Origin of the sequence: Methylotenera sp. G11 (genome assembly GCF_000799735.1) — a bacterium.
In the GTDB taxonomy this organism is placed as follows: domain Bacteria; phylum Pseudomonadota; class Gammaproteobacteria; order Burkholderiales; family Methylophilaceae; genus Methylotenera.
The window spans coordinates 1,323,317-1,345,995 of sequence record NZ_JUHH01000001.1 but is presented as its reverse complement, the minus strand read 5'-3'; the positions used below and the strand labels follow the sequence as shown (position 1 = coordinate 1,345,995).

8 protein-coding genes are annotated in these 22,679 nt (G+C 52.3%); 5 read left to right on the top strand and 3 right to left on the bottom strand.

Translation table 11 applies throughout. From position 1 onward, the window contains the following. Positions 1-74: 74 nt before the first annotated feature. The 3 genes from GQ51_RS12025 to GQ51_RS06085 all read right to left on the bottom strand — a co-directional run bounded on the left by GQ51_RS12025 (position 75) and on the right by GQ51_RS06085 (position 2,836). A complete protein-coding gene (locus GQ51_RS12025; RefSeq protein WP_052177735.1) occupies positions 75-857 on the bottom strand; it encodes a helix-turn-helix transcriptional regulator in 783 nt (260 codons plus the stop codon). Between the two features lie 155 nt (positions 858-1,012). Next, positions 1,013-1,918: a FecR family protein gene (locus GQ51_RS12595; RefSeq protein ID WP_047551075.1), complete on the bottom strand. Its 906-nt coding sequence runs from the start codon at positions 1,916-1,918 to the stop codon at positions 1,013-1,015. Between the two features lie 69 nt (positions 1,919-1,987). Next, positions 1,988-2,836, bottom strand: a complete 849-nt coding sequence (locus GQ51_RS06085) for a DUF6502 family protein (protein WP_047551072.1) — start codon at positions 2,834-2,836, stop codon at positions 1,988-1,990. A gap of 276 nt (positions 2,837-3,112) precedes the next feature. On the opposite strand from GQ51_RS06085, the gene GQ51_RS06080 reads away from it, so the two are divergent. From GQ51_RS06080 to GQ51_RS06060, 5 genes are all read left to right on the top strand, one after another. Continuing rightward, positions 3,113-3,463 carry a hypothetical protein gene (locus tag GQ51_RS06080; RefSeq protein ID WP_047551070.1) on the top strand — a complete coding sequence of 117 codons (351 nt, stop codon included), beginning with the start codon at positions 3,113-3,115 and terminating at the stop codon, positions 3,461-3,463. 160 nt (positions 3,464-3,623) lie between these two features. Beyond that, on the top strand, positions 3,624-4,982 hold the full coding sequence (locus GQ51_RS06075; RefSeq protein WP_235276177.1) for a TolC family protein: 1,359 nt from the start codon (positions 3,624-3,626) through the stop codon (positions 4,980-4,982). A gap of 99 nt (positions 4,983-5,081) precedes the next feature. Next, a complete protein-coding gene (locus tag GQ51_RS06070) occupies positions 5,082-7,202 on the top strand; it encodes a type I secretion system permease/ATPase (protein ID WP_152604122.1) in 2,121 nt (706 codons plus the stop codon). A gap of 30 nt (positions 7,203-7,232) precedes the next feature. After that, the gene (locus tag GQ51_RS06065; RefSeq protein WP_052177733.1) at positions 7,233-8,405 is read left to right on the top strand and encodes an HlyD family type I secretion periplasmic adaptor subunit; all 1,173 of its coding nucleotides are present in this window, start codon (positions 7,233-7,235) and stop codon (positions 8,403-8,405) included. A 239-nt stretch (positions 8,406-8,644) separates the two neighbouring features. Further along, the gene (locus tag GQ51_RS06060) at positions 8,645-22,579 is read left to right on the top strand and encodes a beta strand repeat-containing protein (protein ID WP_047551064.1); all 13,935 of its coding nucleotides are present in this window, start codon (positions 8,645-8,647) and stop codon (positions 22,577-22,579) included. Positions 22,580-22,679: the final 100 nt, after the last annotated feature.

Sequence of the window (22,679 nt, the reverse complement as noted above, 5' to 3'; positions counted from 1 at the left end):
GGTGTTTATTCACAGGCAAGCTCAAGTGCAAAACTTTGGCTGGTAGAAAGTGCCGTATGGTTAATAAAACAGTATTAAATGGCGGGCAATCTGAGAGAGGGTGCCCTGCGCTCTGTCATTACCGGAATGATATTTTTCCGCCTCTCAAGGCCAGGTGAGTGTTCAAGTACAAGTTTTACGAGTTCGGCTTGGCGTCGGGTGCCTGTTTTAGCCAATATTTCTTTAATCTGGCTATAAGCGGTATTGATGGAAATGCCATGCATAGCGGAGTATTCTTTGGCGGTCATGCCATTGGTAATGGCTAGCATCAGGCGTGCCTCCGCTTTTGTAAGACCGAAAATTCGTGCTACATCGGCAGAAGATGTATCGTTCTCCTGTTTCGATTCAAAAATGAACATGGCAATTCCGGGAGTATCAATCCCGAACGCAGTTTTTTCCAGTCGCTGCAGCATTACATTGCTTTTTTCTTCCCGGATGGGGATGTTAAGGTGGATCTCATTTGCACATCTGTCATTGATTAACTGGTCTATAGAACGCCGCAGCTCGATATGGGACTGATGATTGAAGCATTCTTTGATCAGGTCGCCGCCCAAAAGGATGAACTCTTCCGGAAGTTTCAGTTTGATTCTTGCAAGTTCGTTGAGATGGGTCAGGTTGCGTTCGCTGTCAAAAAAGACCAATCCAACACCGAATATAGAATAAGCATGGTCAAGCGCTGAGTTTAGTGCATAAACCTTGCTGACTTCACTGATGGAGCATTGCCCGCAAAAGCAGGTTCTGCACCTTTCTATTGGGGCAGCCTTCATCTGGATTTCCTTTTGGTTTTGGATTAGCTGCTTTAAATAGCAGATATCCATCAATGTGAAATGCCATTAATAGATCAACTTAAAAATAAACCCATCTAAGACAGAGTTAAAGTTACCACCTATCAGAATTGATAGCAATCACCCTAATAGGTGAGGGGGTATTCCTGTGTTGAGTAATTAAGTGATTTTAAGTCGTGGAGGAGGTGTTAATGCACCGAGCAGGTGCCGCCCCCGCTGGTGATGATTGACTGCGTGCCATTGAGCATGACGTGACTGGACTCCCCGGCGCGTAACCGTATTGTGCTGGTGGTGCTCTGCACACTCACCTCTCCGGAGATCACTTTGGTGTAAGTTCCAGCATCAAGCGCGCCTTCTTGCTGTAGCAGATGCGTCACCAGAAAATCCGTGCCAATCACGCGAATAGTGGATGATGGCGTCTTGAAGCTGTATTTTTGCGGATTAAGTTTGGACATCTTGCCAGATATGGAGCGGATATCACCTTTTGCCAGTATTATCAGGCTGCGGTTTAATTCAGGCTGCTGGGGTGAGTAGTTGTAGTCAACCAGGCTGATTTCTGTGTTTTTGAGAAGGTGCAATATGGCGCCATCTGCAAACTGGATTTTGACCTTTGCATCCTGGTTTGTAGCAATTGTGTCACCTGGACAAATTTGATCGCCTTTGGCCAACTGGAGTTGTTTTTTAGTGTAATCCTCGGCGGTAATAATACCGCTGACATTCATCAGGGTTCCCGCGGCGACAATGCCTGTGCCTCCAATGCCGCCCGGTGGAACGCCCGGTTCGTGTCCTGTGCCTCCAATGCCGCCCGGAGGAATAGAATTTTCATGACCAGTACCGCCGATGCCTCCAGGTGGGATGGCCGTGTCGTGTCCAGTGCCGCCGATGCCGCTTGATTGTACGGCAACATTATGCTCTGTACCGCCGATGCCGCCTGGTGGAATGGTATTTTCATGTCCGGTGCCGCCGATGCCGCTTGATGGGATAGCCGCGTTATGCCCGGTACCGCCGATGCCGCTGGCAGAGCCATCGCTTTGTTCTAGAACAGAGCCGGCATCTATACTGCATGTGCGAGGCGCGCGTGTAGCTGCGGACACTTCACCTAAATAGCTTAGGGGTAGAATAAGTGCTACCGCTAATGATAGATGGTGAAGGTTCATAACAGTTTATATCTGCTCGTTAGGCTCGTCTTTTATGTCTGCAGCCTGGACGCGGCTGCTATAAAAGAATGTCCCGAAGTGGATTCTGAATTCAGGCTTTGTGCCGTCGCCGTAATGCTGCTGCTTATGCTGAATCGCCTGATTGTTGACTTGTTTCAATGCATTCATGGCAGCCTTCCTGGCGGCTGCGGCTACGACTTTCACATCGGCTTCCGATAATCCTTCATGCCAGACAAACCTATCAAGGAATGGCGGCTGATCTCCATTCAGGTTGTGCTCTGCAGCTGAAATATGGTCGTGTATGTTTTGTCCGAAAAAATGCGCTTTTTCATCCAGGTCGTCAGCCGGTATCAGGGATTCGACAATCAGATGGACCATGCCATCATCAGTAAGCTTGATGATTCCACGGTTCAGACATTCATCCATTAACGCGCGCGGGTGAATGTCATTGGTCAATGTTTCGGCCAGCGATATGAACGAGATTTTGTAATCCGGGTGCGGGTTGCGAGGAATGGGGTTAGGTTCCCCATCCTGATTCAGCAATTCCGGGGTACCAAGCCATTGTGCAATTAAGTTCGCTACCAAGCCTTGCTGGTGGCCCGTTGTTTTTTCCGGGGCACGTCCAAGCAATCGGCGTACATCTTTGCGGTGTACGCCCGTGAGTAATGCAATCCTGCTGTCCGTTTGTGATTTTCCGTTTACTTTGAACTCTTCTTTGGCAACAGAAACGAAAGCGGCTTTAAGCATTTCCGAAATGTGGCGGTGATCGATTCCAAAATGAATGCACAGCCTGGCTATTGGCTTGAGGCACTGCTCAAGCGCGCTGATGATGGATGGTGGCGTTTCAATGGTCATAATGATTTATTTGTAAGTTTTAGTCTGATGTTTGTCGGGCACTTTCAGTACATACAAATGTTGTTTTTATTTCGATTATTACATAAAAAAAACATTTGCGGTAATTATTCCCATGATTATTTTAATTTTATTAAATATCGCTATTTTAATGACTGTTTTTGTTGAATTGCAAAATTAAATTTGACAAGGTAGCTTTGAGTGTTTATATTTAAATGACGGGAAAAAATCCCATTTAAATTTGACGTTAAACATTCAAAGAAACTTGAGGTGTGCGTTATGAAGTTTGAATATCTAAATCAGTTGGCAGATATCGTCGTGAGTATTGACGAAGGTAAGAATATTACTGATGCAAATGTTGTGAGCATGACAGATCAGGCTATTCGATTAATCGCGAAAATGAAATTGCTGGGTCTTGATGTTGGCGCATTGCATGAAATATTTGTCGGCATGCAGTTGAAGTGTGGCGATCGAGTCATGCTTACCGAGCTGATAGAAGTTGCACATGAAGAGCTGGTTAGTTTGCTGGGGCCGGATGCCTGGCGCGTTTATGGCTGTGATGATGGCGGATGGTTTTATCAGCAGGACGATTTTCGCGAAAAAGTAGCTGCTTTAAGTATAGCTGCCTAATTCAGGTGTGATTGCGTCTGGAGTCGATGGATTCAGGGCTGATACGGGTTTGTAATTCATTGCTTAATAATGAAGGTAATGATTATTAAGTTGCATTTGTCACCATTATTGATGATGACGCCAGTTCTAATTGCTAACAATAATACGGTCAACAGCGACATTGTATCCAGATGGCTGTAATTTTAATGGACAAAGTTTAATGTTGAATGCGAATGATGGATTGCCAGTGAATTTGCTTAAGGTCTGCAAGCGGGACTTATTATGCAAATTGGGTGGGTTTTTATTTTTGTTGTCTGCTTCAACTGCAACAGCAGCTTCCAACATTACAGAACTGCCGGATGAAATGATATCGGCAATTCGTTCAGCGATGCAGACACATCCGGATGTGATGGCTGCTGATTCAAAAATGCTATCGGCCAAATCGCAGGTGGAAGCTGGTGGTTATCGCTGGTACCCTAAAGCTGAGGTCGCTGTCAGAACGGGGGAGACTGGTGACCGGTACTCAACTGTAGGATTAAATCAGACCTTGTGGGATCACGGGAAGATTAATGCTGATTTTGAGGCGGCTAAAGCAAGTGAACTGGGAGCCATGTCAGGAAAAAATGCTGCAATACAGTCAGTAGGCATGGCTGCTGCAATCGCTTATCTTGATGTTGCCAGGGCGCGCGAGCAAAGGGCTGTTGCTGAAGAAAACCTTAACGAACACAAAAAACTGCATTTCAGTGTACTGAAACGCAGTGATAACGGTATTGGCAGTAAATCGGATGTCACGTTAACAACATCAAGGTTGCAACAGGCGCGTGCAGTTGAAAGGCAATGGAGTGGTTCAGTATCTCGTGCTGAGGCGGTATATCTTTCAGTGATAGGTTCTGCAGCCGCAGCCGGCAGTTTGCCGACGATTCAATCATGGACTGTTGCTGATGGTGAAAGTGGTCTGATATCTCGCGTCGTGACACGATCACCCTCATTGCAGAAGCTCCGTGAAGAAGTGAAAGTCGCCGAAGCTACGGTAGAGTCCAAAAAGGCGCTGTTATATCCAACTTTATATGCAAGGGTCGATAACACTCGATATTTCGGCAGTGGTCCATTCGACAGTGACACCAGGTTTTCTGTCAATTTTCAATGGCAGAACGATGTGGCATTAACACAACGCTTTCAGGTAGAGGCTGCCCAGCACATGGTTGACGCAGCTAAACATGCATTGGAATCTGAAGAGCGTGTATTGGTGCAGACTTCAAGTAATTATTGGTCGGATTACACAACTGCACTCAGTCGCAGTGAAGAGCTAGAGAAATTTGCTGTATCAGCTGCTGAAACCGTAAAGCTGTTCAAACGGCAGTTCACTATTGGCCGCAGATCGTGGCCTGAAGTTACTAATACATTGCAAGATTTGTATTCGGCTAACAGTCAGAGGGTCGATGCAAAATATGCCGTCATGACAGCCAGGATGCAATTGGCATTTGTTGGTGGTGAGATGGATTATTTAATTGATGCTTACCGCAATACTCCTGCCAAATAATCGGTACGAAAAGGTGTTGTCCATCTTTTGCAATCCTGTGTCAATGATGTCGATTGCATCGGTCTGTAAGGCAATTGTTAATCGTAGAGGCAACTTAAAGTGCGTATAGATAAAATCAAACTAGACCGCGATCTACTTATTGATGCACTTGCGTTGTGGATGCGTTGGCGCGGTCATGCCATACCACACAATATGCTTTCGCAGCACTTTCCTCCAATAAGCGGCGAGGCAAACTGGTCTGCTTTGCAGAAAGCAGGGCGATCTGTAGGTATACACCTAAGTTATAAAAAACGAAATAAGGTGCAGCCTAAGCCTGAAAGTTTCCCGCTTATTGCTGTGATGGGTGATGGTACGGTGAGCGCTATACGCCAGATGGATATGCAGGGCCGTATGGTATCCAGCCAGGTAGGTGGTGATGCTGCGATAGTCTCTACTGAAAACATTGTTGGATGGCTGCAGGTCAGTATTACTTCCAAGCGATTGCATCAGCAAATTTTAGGAGCCAATAGTTCGGGTGCAAGCTGGTTCTGGGATGCATTTACAGCGAACTGGTGGGCATATTTGCAAGCAGCTATCGCTACGGGATTTGCCAGTTTACTGGCATTGTCCGCGGCACTTTATTCAATGCAGGTGTATGACCGGGTTATTCCCAGTGACTCTACCAATACTCTAATGGTACTCACAATTGGAGTGGTGATTGTGTATGTGCTGGAGTTGATTTTGCGCTCATTCCGCGCTTATGTCGTCGACTATGCTGGAAAAAAAGTGGATTTGGATGTCTCTGAAAAAGTATTTAATCAAGGCATCGGCATTCGGATGGAATCACGCCCTCAGCACACAGGTACCTTTATTTCTCAACTACGGGAACATGAATCTCTGCGTGATTTTGTGACCTCTGCTGCAATCTTTACGCTGGCAGATTTTCCGTTTCTTATCATTTTCTTGGTAGCCATGTGGCTGATAGGCGGTAATCTTGTTTTTGTGCCGCTTGTGGTTATACCCGCGCTCATTATATTCAGCGCTTTGATGCAATGGCCGATGATGAAGCTTTCGCGGGAACACATCAGGGAGAGTAATGCGCGTTCCGGTTTGCTTATTGAGTCAATAGAAGGTGCCGAAACCCTGAAGACGTTGAATGCTGAATGGCGCATGCGCCGCCGCTGGCGTGAACTGACGGAGCTGGTAAGTGGCACGAGCATGCGTGTTAAATCAATCAGTAACTTTACGACCAATTTTGCATCTACCGTGCAGTCACTTTTGTATATCGCCATCGTGGCGCTCGGCGCCTTAATGATCAGGGATGGAAATTTAACCGCCGGTGCATTAATTGCTTGCTCCATTCTTGCCGGTCGTGCCGTGGCGCCAGTGTCGCAAATCATCGGGCTGTTAACACGCATATACCAGGTGAGAGCTTCGGCGCAAACCTTAGACAAGATTATGGGTATGCCGATTGACAGGCCTAGTGATGCTAACTTCCTGCTGCTGGATCGCTGTCAGGGTAATCTGTCGCTTGCCAATGTGCAGTTTTCGTATGGGGAGTCGGATGTTGTTGCTTTAAATATTCCAAAGCTGGATATCGCAGCGGGTGAACGTGTAGCCCTGCTTGGCAGAACCGGCTCAGGTAAATCCACCCTGTTGCGACTGTTGTCTGGGTTATATATGCCAACTAAAGGCCGAGTGCTGATGGATGGTGTGGACATTCACCAGATTGATCCATCTATATTCCGTCATTCGGTTGGCTATATGACGCAGGATGTGCGCCTGTTCTCAGGCACATTGAAAGATAACCTTCTGCTGGGTGCTGGAGATGTCAGCGATGACCGGATGCTTGAGACTGCAAAGGTGACAGGGATAGACCGTTACCTTTCATATCATCCCAAAGGGTTTGATATGCCTATATATGAAGGCGGCGGCGGGTTGTCAGGCGGCCAGAAACAGGCAGTTGGATTGGCCCGTTTAATGTTGGCAGACCCCGGGGTTTTTCTGCTGGATGAACCAACTGCCGCAATGGATCAGCAAACTGAAAATGAGTTCATACAGCGTTTCTCTGACTGGCTTGGCAAAGATCGCAGTCTGGTAATCGCAACGCATAAACCTTCTATATTGTCTTTGGTCAGCCGCATTATCGTGCTTGAACAAGGCCAGGTTCTTATTGATGGACCGCGCGACCAGGTTCTGCAGCAACTCTCAACTCCTGTCACCCATATAAGGGCGGCTTGAGAACCATGAGTTTGATTGGAGTGTTATCAATTGAATAATGTTGTATCAACAAATCATGGCGCCAAGTTCCTGATGGGGGGCATATTACTGCTATCGCTGATTGGAGGCGTGATTGCGTTTGGATGGTGGGCATATGCATCGCAGCTGGACATTGTTACCCGGGCCGCCGGTACGGTAATACCAAGCAGCCGCGTCCAATCGATACAAAGCCTGGATGGTGGAATTGTAAATGAGATAAAAGTTTCAGAAGGGGATATTGTTGAGAAGGGTGAATTGCTGCTGCGTATTGATAGTGACAAAGCACAGGCAATCTATCGCGAAACGCTCTCTAAAGTAGCTTCACTTGAAGCTGCAATTGCAAGGTCACGATCAGAGGTTTTAGGTGTGCCGCTTATTTTCCCAAAAAGTACAGCCGACTTTCCTGAGGTAGTGAATGCGCAAAAAATTCTATATTCAAAACGATTATCTGCACTGAATGAAGAGGTTGCTGTGCTACAGGAAACCATGCAGCTAGTGCAGAAAGAACTGAACTTGAATGAACCTATGCTGGAAACAGGGGAAGTAAGTGAAGTTGATGTGATTCGTCTGCGCCGGCAAGTGAATGAAATCAAAGGTTCAATCACCCAGCGCCGCAACCGCTACCTGAGCGAAGCTCAGGCCGAACTGGCAAAAGCGCAAGATGAACTCTCGTCGCAGACAGAGCAGCTGGCGGCGCGTAAAACCGTGCTTGACCAGGTCGATATATATGCCCCGGTGAAAGGCGTGGTTAAAAACATTCGCATTACTACCCGCGGTGGTGTCGTACGCCCTGCTGAAGAAATCATGCAGCTTGTACCTATTGATGAGGAGTTATTGGTCGAAATCAAAATCAAGCCTGCCGATGTGGCATTTCTGAGGCCAGGGCTGCCAGCCAGTATTAAGCTGGATGCCTATGATTACACCATTTACGGCACACTGAATGGTGAACTTACATACATAAGCCCGGATACGTTGCGTGAGGAAACCTCGCGGGAAGACGTGAAATATTATCGTGGCATCGTCCGCACTGCTGGCAGCAAGCTGCGTAACCCACGTTCAGAAAAAATCGAGATCATTCCCGGCATGACTGCCAGTGCAGAGATTAAGACTGGGCAGCGCACGGTCATGCAGTATCTGCTCAAGCCGATTACCCGTGGTTTAAAAGAAAGTCTGCACGAAAGATAGTTCTTGATAGATGTTAAGTATGTAGTAGTCCATTCATTACTTGGATTAATCAAACGGCAATTGCAATGCCTGTGGTAAGAAACTAACTGATTGACTGAAAGTTTATGTCGAGATATGCTGAAAAAAACGGGAAAAATTCCCTTAAAATGTTGTAGTTGTATTGAATGCATCAATGATATTGGTAACCGAAAAATCCGATAGCTTCACACTGAATATTACTTAATGTTAGGGGTAGTAAAATGACAATCGAAATGATCGTAGTTAACGCGACGCATCAAGCCAAAGTGGTTAACCTTGCAAAAGGCGAGCAAATGGTGGTTGCCAAAGGTGACACTATCAGACTGACAAAGAAAGCGGATATCAGTACCAAGCGCAAGGGAAATGATCTGGTCGTTAAAGACGCTGCAGGCGATGAGTATGTCCTGAAGGATTTTTATGTTCAATCTGCAAGTGAGGAAGAAGGGCAGCTACTGTCATGGGATGATACCCTGGGACAGGAAAAGGAAATAATCAGTACCAGTTCAGAACCAATAAATGCTGTTGCAACCGAAACAGCTGCTAATGCCGGTAATGAAATAGCAAAAGATACGCCTGGCCAAACGCCAGCTAAAGAAGATGACAATGATAAGGGGGTATATTTACCTCCTTCACAGGAGCCACCTATAGGTACGTTAGGCGGTATTGCAGGTTTAGGTTTCATTTTACTAAGTACTGGAGGTGGAGGTCATAGCGGAAGAGGGGACGGAACAATAACCCCGGTGTCGGTAACCACTACAGCAATGGATGATGTTGGCGTAATCACAGGTGCAATTTCTAATGGGGGAGTTACCGATGATAATGTCCCTGCGCTTGTGATAGCACCGCCGGCTGCCGGGCAGACACCCGTTTTGCTGCTGGATGGTGTAATTGTGCCATCAGTTTGGAACTCAGCCACTAACAGCCTCACGCCTGTAACGCCTTTGAGTGATGGTGTGCATACGCTTGCCTATGTACTGCATGATGCGGGCGGCAATACCGTCGCACAAAGTAATGTTATCACCTTTACGGTAGATACCGTGGCACCAGCGACCCCGGCGGCTCCGTCAAGCTATGACGATAACGCAGGGGCATACCAGAACCCGGTGAGTATCGCAGCTGTCACGGACGACAAGACGCCCGGTGTCAATATCGGTACCGGATACACCGATACGCCTAGCCTCTATATAGATGGTGTCTTAACGCCATCCACATATAATCCGGTTACCGGCACGCTTACGCCAAATGCTCCGGTCAATGACGGCACGCATAACTTCACATTCACGTTGACTGACTTGGCTGGAAATGTGAGCGCCCAAAGCGGGCCATTGGTAATCAAGATTGACACTGTGGCTCCAACACAGACCATCACCATCAACAGCATCAGTGCAGATAGCGGCACGCCGGGCGACTTCATTACTAATGACAACAATGGCCTCACCATCAACGCTACCCTGTCCGCAGCGCTTGGCGCGGGTGAAACCCTGCAATATAGTAACAACAATGGCGCAAGCTGGAACACCGTAGCCGCCGTCAACATCACCGGCAGCCCAGCGGTTAATGTCTCCTTTGCTGACGCAGCGCTCACCAGCAGCAACACCATTCAATTCCGCGTCTCGGACGGCACCAACTATGGCCCTGCAGCCAGCCAAGTAATTACCATTGATACTGCAGCCCCAACACAGACTGTCACTATCAACAGCATCAGTGCAGATAGCGGCATCGCAGGCGACTTCATCACCAACGACAACGACGGCCTCATCATCAATGCCACCTTAAGCGCGGCACTAAATGCCAGCGAAACCCTGCAATACAGCAACGGCATCAGCGGCTGGCGCGACGTATTGGTGACTGAACTGAGCGGCAACAGCGCTACCATCGTGGATGGGGCGCTTACCAGTACCAGTACAATTAAATTTCGTGTCTCTGATGGTGCTAACTACAGCACGGAAAAAGAGCAATTGGTGACGGTTGATAGCTCTAAGCCGTTGGTCATTCTGGCGCAAACTTTTAATTATGATGAAAATCAAATTGATGGGGCGCTAGTTGCTACGGTTACTGCTACTGATAATATTGGTGTGACCGCATTTCGTTTTAGCGCAACAGGTACACAAACCAGCGCAGATGGATTTTTTTCAATTAACAATAGTGGTCAGATAAGTATTACTTCGGCTGGTGTTTTAGCAGGCGTAGCCCAGAATGACTATGAAATCTCTCCCAATATTTTTAATTATGGCATACAAGCTAGTGATGGCGCGCAATGGTCGGTTGTCAGCGCAATCACATTAAGCGTCACCGACGTCATCGAAACCGCCACCCTGAGCCTGAGCCAGGCCGACGCCTCCGTGGCCGAGAACAGCGCCTACACCAGCGCCGCCCCGGTACTCACCGGCACCCCGATCGGCGCGGTGACGTACAGCTTAAGCGGCGCCGACGCCGCGCTGTTCACGGTAGACCCTGCCACCGGCGTGGTGAGCATGATCGCCCGTGACTACGAAGCCCCGGCTGACACCGGCGCTGACAACGTCTACAACTACACCCTGACCGTCACCGATGCTGACGGCAACAGCGCCAGTGATGCGGTGGTGGTCAGCGTCACCGACGTCATCGAAGTGTCCGCACTCAGCCTGAGCCAGGCCGACGCCTCCGTGGCCGAGAACAGCGCCTACACCAGCGCCGCCCCGGTACTCACCGGCACCCCGATCGGCGCGGTGACGTACAGCTTAAGCGGCGCCGACGCCGCACTGTTCACGGTTGACCCTGCCACCGGCGTGGTGAGCATGATCGCCCGTGACTACGAAGCCCCGGCTGACACCGGCGCCGACAACGTCTACAACTACACCCTGACCGTCACTGACGCCGACGGCAACAGCGCCAGTGATGCGGTGGTGGTCAGCGTCACCGACGTCATCGAAGTGTCCGCACTCAGCCTGAGCCAGGCCGACGCCTCCGTGGCCGAGAATGCCGCCTATACCAGCGCCGCCCCGGTCCTCACCGGCACCCCGATTGGCAGCGTCACCTACAGCTTAAGCGGCGCCGACGCCGCACTGTTCACGGTTGACGCCAACACCGGCGTCGTGAGCATGATCGCCCGTGACTACGAAGCCCCGGCTGACACCGGCGCTGACAACGTCTACAACTACACCCTGACCGTCACCGATGCTGACGGCAACAGCGCCAGCGATGCGGTGGTGGTCAGCGTCACCGACGTCATCGAAGTGTCCGCACTCAGCCTGAGCCAGGCCGACGCCTCCGTGGCCGAGAACAGCGCCTACACCAGCGCCGCCCCGGTCCTCACCGGCACCCCGATCGGCGCGGTGACGTACAGCTTAAGCGGCGCCGACGCCGCACTGTTCACGGTTGACCCTGCCACCGGCGTGGTGAGCATGATCGCCCGTGACTACGAAGCCCCGGCTGACACCGGCGCCGACAACGTCTACAACTACACCCTGACCGTCACCGATGCTGACGGCAACAGCGCCAGTGATGCGGTGGTGGTCAGCGTCACCGACGTCATCGAAGTGTCCGCACTCAGCCTGAGCCAGGCCGACGCCTCCGTGGCCGAGAACAGCGCCTACACCAGCGCCGCCCCGGTACTCACCGGCACCCCGATCGGCGCGGTGACGTACAGCTTAAGCGGCGCCGACGCCGCACTGTTCACGGTTGACGCCAACACCGGCGTCGTGAGCATGATCGCCCGTGACTACGAAGCCCCGGCTGACACCGGCGCCGACAACGTCTACAACTACACCCTGACCGTCACCGATGCTGACGGCAACAGCGCCAGTGATGCGGTGGTGGTCAGCGTCACCGACGTCATCGAAACCGCCACCCTGAGCCTGAGCCAGGCCGACGCCTCCGTGGCCGAGAACAGCGCCTACACCAGCGCCGCCCCGGTACTCACCGGCACCCCGATCGGCGCGGTGACGTACAGCTTAAGCGGCGCCGACGCCGCACTGTTCACGGTTGACCCTGCCACCGGCGTGGTGAGCATGATCGCCCGTGACTACGAAGCCCCGGCTGACACCGGCGCCGACAACGTCTACAACTACACCCTGACCGTCACCGATGCTGACGGCAACAGCGCCAGTGATGCGGTGGTGGTCAGCGTCACCGACGTCATCGAAGTGTCCGCACTCAGCCTGAGCCAGGCCGACGCCTCCGTGGCCGAGAACAGCGCCTACACCAGCGCCGCCCCGGTACTCACCGGCACCCCGATCGGCGCGGTGACGTACAGCTTAAGCGGCGCCGACGCCGCGCTGTTCACGGTAGACCCTGCCACCGGCGTGGTGAGCATGATCGCCCGTGACTACGAAGCCCCGGCTGACACCGGCGCTGACAACGTCTACAACTACACCCTGACCGTCACCGATGCTGACGGCAACAGCGCCAGTGATGCGGTGGTGGTCAGCGTCACCGACGTCATCGAAGTGTCCGCACTCAGCCTGAGCCAGGCCGACGCCTCCGTGGCCGAGAACAGCGCCTACACCAGCGCCGCCCCGGTACTCACCGGCACCCTGATCGGCGCGGTGACGTACAGCTTAAGCGGCGCCGACGCCGCACTGTTCACGGTTGACGCCAACACCGGCGTCGTGAGCATGATCGCCCGTGACTACGAAGCCCCGGCGGACACCGGCGCCGACAACGTCTACAACTACACCCTGACCGTCACCGATGCTGACGGCAACAGCGCCAGCGATGCGGTCGTGGTCACCGTCACCGACGTCATCGAAGTGTCCGCACTCAGCCTGAGCCAGGCCGACGCCTCCGTGGCCGAGAACAGCGCCTACACCAGCGCCGCCCCGGTACTCACCGGCACCCCGATCGGCGCGGTGACGTACAGCTTAAGCGGCGCCGACGCCGCACTGTTCACGGTAGACCCTGCCACCGGCGTGGTGAGCATGATCGCCCGTGACTACGAAGCCCCGGCTGACACCGGCGCTGACAACGTCTACAACTACACCCTGACCGTCACCGATGCTGACGGCAACAGCGCCAGTGATGCGGTGGTGGTCAGCGTCACCGACGTCATCGAAACCGCCACCCTGAGCCTGAGCCAGGCCGACGCCTCCGTGGCCGAGAACAGCGCCTACACCAGCGCCGCCCCGGTACTCACCGGCACCCCGATCGGCGCGGTGACGTACAGCTTAAGCGGCGCCGACGCCGCACTGTTCACGGTTGACCCTGCCACCGGCGTGGTGAGCATGATCGCCCGTGACTACGAAGCCCCGGCTGACACCGGCGCCGACAACGTCTACAACTACACCCTGACCGTCACTGACGCCGACGGCAACAGCGCCAGTGATGCGGTGGTGGTCAGCGTCACCGACGTCATCGAAGTGTCCGCACTCAGCCTGAGCCAGGCCGACGCCTCCGTGGCCGAGAACAGCGCCTACACCAGCGCCGCCCCGGTCCTCACCGGCACCCCGATTGGCAGCGTCACCTACAGCTTAAGCGGCGCCGACGCCGCACTGTTCACGGTTGACGCCAACACCGGCGTCGTGAGCATGATCGCCCGTGACTACGAAGCCCCGGCTGACACCGGCGCTGACAACGTCTACAACTACACCCTGACCGTCACCGATGCTGACGGCAACAGCGCCAGCGATGCGGTGGTGGTCAGCGTCACCGACGTCATCGAAGTGTCCGCACTCAGCCTGAGCCAGGCCGACGCCTCCGTGGCCGAGAACAGCGCCTACACCAGCGCCGCCCCGGTCCTCACCGGCACCCCGATCGGCGCGGTGACGTACAGCTTAAGCGGCGCCGACGCCGCACTGTTCACGGTTGACCCTGCCACCGGCGTGGTGAGCATGATCGCCCGTGACTACGAAGCCCCGGCTGACACCGGCGCCGACAACGTCTACAACTACACCCTGACCGTCACCGATGCTGACGGCAACAGCGCCAGTGATGCGGTGGTGGTCAGCGTCACCGACGTCATCGAAGTGTCCGCACTCAGCCTGAGCCAGGCCGACGCCTCCGTGGCCGAGAACAGCGCCTACACCAGCGCCGCCCCGGTACTCACCGGCACCCCGATCGGCGCGGTGACGTACAGCTTAAGCGGCGCCGACGCCGCACTGTTCACGGTTGACGCCAACACCGGCGTCGTGAGCATGATCGCCCGTGACTACGAAGCCCCGGCTGACACCGGCGCCGACAACGTCTACAACTACACCCTGACCGTCACCGATGCTGACGGCAACAGCGCCAGTGATGCGGTGGTGGTCAGCGTCACCGACGTCATCGAAACCGCCACCCTGAGCCTGAGCCAGGCCGACGCCTCCGTGGCCGAGAACAGCGCCTACACCAGCGCCGCCCCGGTACTCACCGGCACCCCGATCGGCGCGGTGACGTACAGCTTAAGCGGCGCCGACGCCGCACTGTTCACGGTTGACCCTGCCACCGGCGTGGTGAGCATGATCGCCCGTGACTACGAAGCCCCGGCTGACACCGGCGCCGACAACGTCTACAACTACACCCTGACCGTCACCGATGCTGACGGCAACAGCGCCAGTGATGCGGTGGTGGTCAGCGTCACCGACGTCATCGAAGTGTCCGCACTCAGCCTGAGCCAGGCCGACGCCTCCGTGGCCGAGAACAGCGCCTACACCAGCGCCGCCCCGGTACTCACCGGCACCCCGATCGGCGCGGTGACGTACAGCTTAAGCGGCGCCGACGCCGCACTGTTCACGGTTGACCCTGCCACCGGCGTCGTGAGCATGATCGCCCGTGACTACGAAGCCCCGGCTGACACCGGCGCTGACAACGTCTACAACTACACCCTGACCGTCACCGATGCTGACGGCAACAGCGCCAGCGATGCGGTGGTGGTCAGCGTCACCGACGTCATCGAAGTGTCCGCACTCAGCCTGAGCCAGGCCGACGCCTCCGTGGCCGAGAACAGCGCCTACACCAGCGCCGCCCCGGTCCTCACCGGCACCCCGATTGGCAGCGTCACCTACAGCTTAAGCGGCGCCGACGCCGCACTGTTCACGGTTGACGCCAACACCGGCGTCGTGAGCATGATCGCCCGTGACTACGAAGCCCCGGCTGACACCGGCGCTGACAACGTCTACAACTACACCCTGACCGTCACCGATGCTGACGGCAACAGCGCCAGCGATGCGGTCGTGGTCACCGTCACCGACGTCATCGAAGTGTCCGCACTCAGCCTGAGCCAGGCCGACGCCTCCGTGGCCGAGAACAGCGCCTACACCAGCGCCGCCCCGGTACTTACCGGCACCCCGATTGGCGCGGTGACGTACAGCTTAAGCGGCGCCGACGCCGCACTGTTCACGGTTGACGCCAACACCGGCGTCGTGAGCATGATCGCCCGTGACTACGAAGCCCCGGCTGACACCGGCGCTGACAACGTCTACAACTACACCCTGACCGTCACCGATGCTGACGGCAACAGCGCCAGTGATGCGGTGGTGGTCAGCGTCACCGACGTCATCGAAACCGCCACCCTGAGCCTGAGCCAGGCCGACGCCTCCGTGGCCGAGAACAGCGCCTACACCAGCGCCGCCCCGGTACTCACCGGCACCCCGATCGGCGCGGTGACGTACAGCTTAAGCGGCGCCGACGCCGCACTGTTCACGGTTGACCCTGCCACCGGCGTGGTGAGCATGATCGCCCGTGACTACGAAGCCCCGGCTGACACCGGCGCCGACAACGTCTACAACTACACCCTGACCGTCACCGATGCTGACGGCAACAGCGCCAGTGATGCGGTGGTGGTCAGCGTCACCGACGTCATCGAAGTGTCCGCACTCAGCCTGAGCCAGGCCGACGCCTCCGTGGCCGAGAACAGCGCCTACACCAGCGCCGCCCCGGTACTCACCGGCACCCCGATCGGCGCGGTGACGTACAGCTTAAGCGGCGCCGACGCCGCACTGTTCACGGTTGACCCTGCCACCGGCGTGGTGAGCATGATCGCCCGTGACTACGAAGCCCCGGCTGACACCGGCGCCGACAACGTCTACAACTACACCCTGACCGTCACTGACGCCGACGGCAACAGCGCCAGTGATGCGGTGGTGGTCAGCGTCAACAACCTCAATGACAACGCGCCTAACATCGCAGACGCCAGTGTCGCCCTCGATGAAAACATCGCGGCCGGCAGCGCTGTTTACAATGTGAGCGACAGCTTTACTAGCACTGACTTAGACCGGGATGGCGCCGCCATCACCTACAGCATCACGGCGGGCAATGCCGACGGCATCTTTGAGATTAACAGCGCCACCGGCGCCATCACCATAGCAGTGGGCAAAACCCTGGACTACGAAACCGCGACCAGTCACGCCCTGACCGTGAGTGCGACTGACAGCAGCTTAAGCGACACTGCGGTCATCACCGTCAATGTCAACAACATAGCTGAGATCACAGGTATTTCGCTTACAAGTGCAACTACAACCACTTATGGCAATAAGTTTGCGTTAGATTACGATGTGGTTGCCGGACATGGGGATAGCGTCATTTATAGCGTAACTTTTGATGACGCTGTTAATGTAACCGGTAGCCCACAGCTTGCTTTAAATATTGGGGGCATTACACGCTACGCTACTTATAATGGTGTGGGCAGTGGCACTAATACCTTGCAATTTGCATATGAATTAAAAGCCGACTCTGTTACCAACGGTGTAGCAACTGGAGAAGATTTTGATCATAACGGTATCAGTATTGATGCTGGAAGTTTATCCCTGAATAGCGGCACTATAGCTTCTGTCGCAAATGCTTCAGCTGCTGCAATATCACATTCCGCAGTTGCAGATAATGCAAATGCCCGTGTCGATGCAATTGATATAGGCACAGGTTTGCTGACTCATGGCATACAGGTGGAAGGTAATTGGTATTTCTATTGGGACACGAACGGAGATGGCACAACAACAGTCATTGACCAAGCTGCCCATGACACGATAGACAGTCTTTTTAATTATGATGTAAATGGGGTGCAAAACACGACTGTTCTTAATGCTGATGGTATGTATGGTACGACAGAGACCTATCGCTTTGCAGCATCAGGCAGTTATAACGGTTATAAGCTGGCGTTGCTTACTTATGGTATTGGTGTTGACGGGTCTGGAAATGCTTTATTCCCGACAGTTCCTGCTCTCGGTGACGGTGGGGTGACTGGTGAAACCGCAGTTGCAAATCCAGCCGTTTATAATGATTTAACAGCCATTTGGGATGCTTTTAACAGCGGCATCAATGGGTCAGCAGGCATACCTCAAGGCTGGGGTGATTCATTCTGGTCATCGACCCCTGCAGTTGGCGGTCATGTAGGGGTTAATTTTTCTGGTGCGTATGTGGCTTCAGAAATGGGAGTAACCCATAATTATTTGGCGCTTCAGGTTTTTTCCGGCACAGAGCCTACAGTAAGCGCAGTCTCTATCACCAGTGCCACTGGCGCTCAGAATAATACGCTTAACGCAGGCGATACTGTCTATATCACTGTGAACATGAGCCAGTTGGTTAACGTTACTGGCACCCCGCAACTTGCGATTAACATAGGCGGCACCACAGTGCAGGCCAATTACAGCTCCGGCACCGGCAGCACTGCATTGGTTTTTGCTTACACCATACAGTCAGGGCAGAACGATGCTAATGGTATTGCCATTAATATCAATAGCTTGAGCTTAAACGGCGGCAGCATTAAAAACGCCGGTGGTGAGAGTGCAATTCTCAGCCACAGTGCGGTAGCAGATAACGCAGGTTATCTGGTGGATACATCGTCCCCGGCAGCACCAAGCGCGCTTGATTTGGCGGCGGCCGATGACACTGAGATCAATAATGACAATATCACCAGCCACACTTCAGGGTTAACGATTAGCGGTACGGCAGAAGCAGGCAGCACCGTGCAACTGTTTGATGATGCAGACAATGATGGCGTTATTGATGGCGGTGAATTGCTTGCAACCGGCACGGCAGCAGCTTTTTCTACAGGTATCGACATCAGCTTGGCGGCGCCTGGCAGCCATCGTGTCAAGGCAATTGCCACTGATGCAGCGGGCAATGCCAGTGCGGCTAGTTCTGCGCTGGATATCACAATCAGCAGCCCTGTGCTCGATGCAACAACCTATAACAGCACCAGCTTGGAGATGGCAACCAGTGGTGCCGCGGGTTGGGAGTCTTTCACTGTGAATGGTGAGCAATATTTAGCTGAGGCAGCTAATGCCCCAGGCGCAGCTTCAAAAATCTATCATTGGAATGGTGCAATCTTTGTTGACTATGAAAGCTTAGCTGGCACAACAGGAGCCGGTGTCAGGGAGATTGAAAGCTTTACCATAAGTGGCGAGCAGTATTTAGCCACTGCTGGTAACAGTAGCTTGAATTTTTATAAATGGAATAATAGTACTGCGCAGTTTGGTGCTGCTGTGCAAACCATTTCAACCACTCAATATGCCAATGATTTGGAAAGTTTTACCATTAATGGCGAGCAGTATTTGGCAGTGGCAAACTATACTGATGGAGTGATTAATCCAAATACAAATTCTGCAATTTATAAATGGAATGGTTCAGCGTTTGTAGTGGATCAGGTTATTGCAACAGTAGGTGTACAAGATTGGGAAAGTTTTACCATCAACGGTAAGCAATATCTGGCACAGACCAGTCATTATAATGGTGCTGGTACGAGTGATAGCAATTTTATGCTTAACTCTAAAATATATGAATGGAACGGCTCCAGCTTTCAATTTTTGCAAGATATAGCCACTAAAGGTGCTTACGATTTTGAAAGTTTCACTGTTGGGGCTAAGCAATATCTGGCAGTGACTAACACGCGGCTTGCTACTAACTTTATCCAGGATTCAGCCATTTACGAATGGGATGCCAATACAGGGTTATTCATTACTACGCCAGTAGATTTAATACAAACCTCCAGTGCCATCGACTTTGAGAGTTTCACGATCAATGGTGCTCAATATCTAGCGGTGGCAAATCTATTTGATGGAGTGTCAGACTATTCCATTAACTCAACTATTTATAAATGGAATGCCGCTAAGAATGCAGGCGCCGGTGGATTTGACGTGCTACAAAATATTCCAACAATTGGGGCTATTGATTGGGAGAGCTATACCCTCAACGGTGAGCAATATTTAGTGGTGGCAAACAATAGTAATGGAAGTAACCAGAATCAAAACTCAGTATTCTATCGTTACAATATATTGACTGATCGGTTTGATTTGGCAAACCAAGTGACGCTGAACTTAGGCACGGATGAGGATACGGCACTGACTATAGCAATAGGAAGCGGTGGTACTTCGAATAGTTTGCTAGGTAACGATGGAGCGCTTGCTACAAGTCTTACCTTGGAGAATGGCATTTATGGCATTGTTAGAGATGCCAGTGGCTTTGAGTATGGTAGGGTTGATGTGGTTGGTAGCAATGTTGTATTCACTCCTAACGCTACCGCTGATGCGCTGGCAGAGGGTGATATTAAAGACGTTTACTTCACTTATAACAACAATCTTGGTGTTACCAATAGTGCTGTGATTCGTATAGGTGGGTTGAATAACGACCCAACGGATAGCAATGCTAGCGGCGGCACGCCGGTGATTACAGGTGCAGGGCATAGCTTAGACTTGGATGCTACCACTGCACAGACACTTACCTTGACTGCCGATATGATTATTGGCGGTAATGTCCATCAAAATGAATCCGACAATAGTGGTAATAGTGGCTTGCAAGGCCTGGGTGGTTACAACGAATTTACCAACGGGGTTAATGGCTGGGCCAATGGCACCTATACCTTTCCGACGCTGGCAGCCAATTTCCGCAACCAGGTGGTGGTGGATGGCACCAGTGCCGATACTCTTCAGCTCAATGACGAGTGGAATAGTGTTGCCGGCACTGTCACCCATGGCGGTAATACATACAACGTCTACAACAGCCGTATCGGTAACTCACAGATTCTTGTGGATAATGACGTAAGGATTCAACAGCTTAATGTGAATTTGGTTAATACCGCAGCCGGCAATGGCGGTTTTGTAATTAACGGCGCAGTTGCAGATGATTTGAGTGGATGGAGCGTAGCTAACGCCGGTGATGTGAACGGCGATGGCCGTGATGATGTGATTGTAGGGGCGCCTGGCCTTACTGGTACTGCACTTGGTAAAACCTATGTTGTGTATGGTAAGGGCGACAATACGGCAGCTGTGGAGCTTAGTGACGTTGCCTTGGGTGTAGGAGGTTTTGCAATTACCACTTCTCAAGCTAGTGCTAAAAATGGTTATAGCGTGTCGGCAGCAGGGGATATGAATGGTGATGGTCTAGCGGACTTGCTTGTAGGCGCGGAAGGATACAGCGGCTCGGGTGAGTCTTTTGTGGTGTTTGGTAAAGTGGGTGTTGGCGACACCACTGATAACGTTAATCTTGATGCATTGGGTGCGAAAGGTTTCAGAATTTACAATGCCGCTACAGGTGATCTTAATGGTCGTTCGGTTTCTGCTGCTGGTGATGTGAATGGTGACGGCTTGGCTGACCTTATCGTTGGCCTGCCCGGAAGCAACTATAACGCGGTAGATGCCGGTGTGGGTGTTGTGGTTTACGGTAAAGCAAATGCGAATGATGTGGATGTAAGCGCAGCATTTAGTGGAACAGGTGGTTTTGGCATTAGCAACTTGGTTTCAAGCGATATGACGGGTTACAGCGTGTCCGGCGCCGGCGATGTGAACGGTGACGGTAAGGCTGATGTGGTGATTAGCATCCCCGGAAGCGACTTTAATGCGGTAGATGCCGGTGTCGCTTATGTCGTGTTAGGAGGTAGTTTTACCGGTCACTTAAACGTGAGTGAGTTAACTGCTAATAATGCTGGTTTTATTATTAAAAACAGCTTGGCGACTGTAAACGATGGTATTGGTATTGATGGTTCAATCAGTTATGCAGTTTCCGGTGCCGGTGACGTGAACGGTGATGGCTACGCTGACCTTATTGTTGGAGTGCAGTTCGATGACGATGCAGGTACCAATACGGGGCGTAGTTATGTGGTATTCGGTAAATCAGGTTTCGCGGATGTTGATTTAGCTAATGTTGCTAATGGTATAGGTGGTTTTGCCATTAATGCTGAGACTGGAGCTGACGCTAATAGTTGGTCTGGCCATAGTGTTTCTGCTGCAGGTGACATTAACGGCGACGGATTGGCGGATCTGATTGTTGGTGCCCCGGTTAGAGATACATCATTTGGTGTGGATTCCGGGCGTAACTATGTTGTTTATGGCAAAGCCTCTGGTACAGCGGTTGAATTATCTCAAATAGTGCTGGGCAACGGCGGCTTTGCTATCAATGGACAATCTGCAGGCGATCATACCGGTCAAAGCGTTTCGGCTGCCGGCGATGTGAACGGCGATGGCTTTGATGATTTGATTGTAGGGTCAGACCGTGCCGATGTTGGTGCAAACATTGACGCTGGCCGCAGCTATGTGATTTTTGGCGGAACGCATTTAACGGGTGCGGCAGCGGTTGATTATCTAGGTACTTCCGGTGCAAATAGTTTAGCTGGTACCACTGCTTCTGAAATTTTTGTGGCTGGTGACGGCAACGACACCATTACCGGTAATGGCGGGGCAGACGTCATGTATGGCGGTAGAGGTGATGATACTTTCGTTATTAATGCTAGCAACATAAAAGCACTAAGGGAAAACCTTGGCGACATTGGTAGTGACAATATTGATCAGCTGGCACGCATTGATGGCGGCACCGGCATTGATACCATCAGTTTGCTTGGAGGTAGCGGCATTACGCTTGATTTTACCGCCATTAAAAATCAGGCGGCAAGCACCCCCGATGGCGGCTCACGTATAGATTCGATTGAAAGAATTGATATTACTGGTTCAGGTGATAATACGCTTAGGCTGAATGTGAAAGACGTGCTGGATATGAGCGGCATGAACCTGTTTAACAACGCAAACGGCTGGGTAGGTGCTGCTTTGGCGGCAGGCGGCGTTGATGGTAACGGAAACCCGATTAACCCGGAACAACGCCACCAGTTGGTGATCGATGGTGATGCGAATGATGCTGTGATTTCAAGCGGCTGGGGTGCCTCTGTAGGTACGGTGACCAATGGCGGCCAGACTTATGCCGTGTATAACGCTACCGGGGTTGCAGCGCAGTTGCTGGTTGATACCGATATTCTCAGCAATGTGAATACAAGCATTCTGTAGCTGATGGAAAAGGTTGTTCTGCAGAAAGGCCTGGCAATCTAGGTTTTTTAAAACATTTTATTAACGGTAGCCCATCTTTACAGGTTTTTTTAAATTAATT

Coding starts and splice junctions, on each gene's coding strand:
- GQ51_RS12025 (WP_052177735.1), bottom strand. CDS start 857: ATGGATATCTGCTATTTAAAGCAGCTAATCCAAAACCAAAAGGAAATC.
- GQ51_RS06080 (WP_047551070.1), top strand. CDS start 3,113: ATGAAGTTTGAATATCTAAATCAGTTGGCAGATATCGTCGTGAGTATT.
- GQ51_RS06085 (WP_047551072.1), bottom strand. CDS start 2,836: ATGACCATTGAAACGCCACCATCCATCATCAGCGCGCTTGAGCAGTGC.
- GQ51_RS06060 (WP_047551064.1), top strand. CDS start 8,645: ATGACAATCGAAATGATCGTAGTTAACGCGACGCATCAAGCCAAAGTG.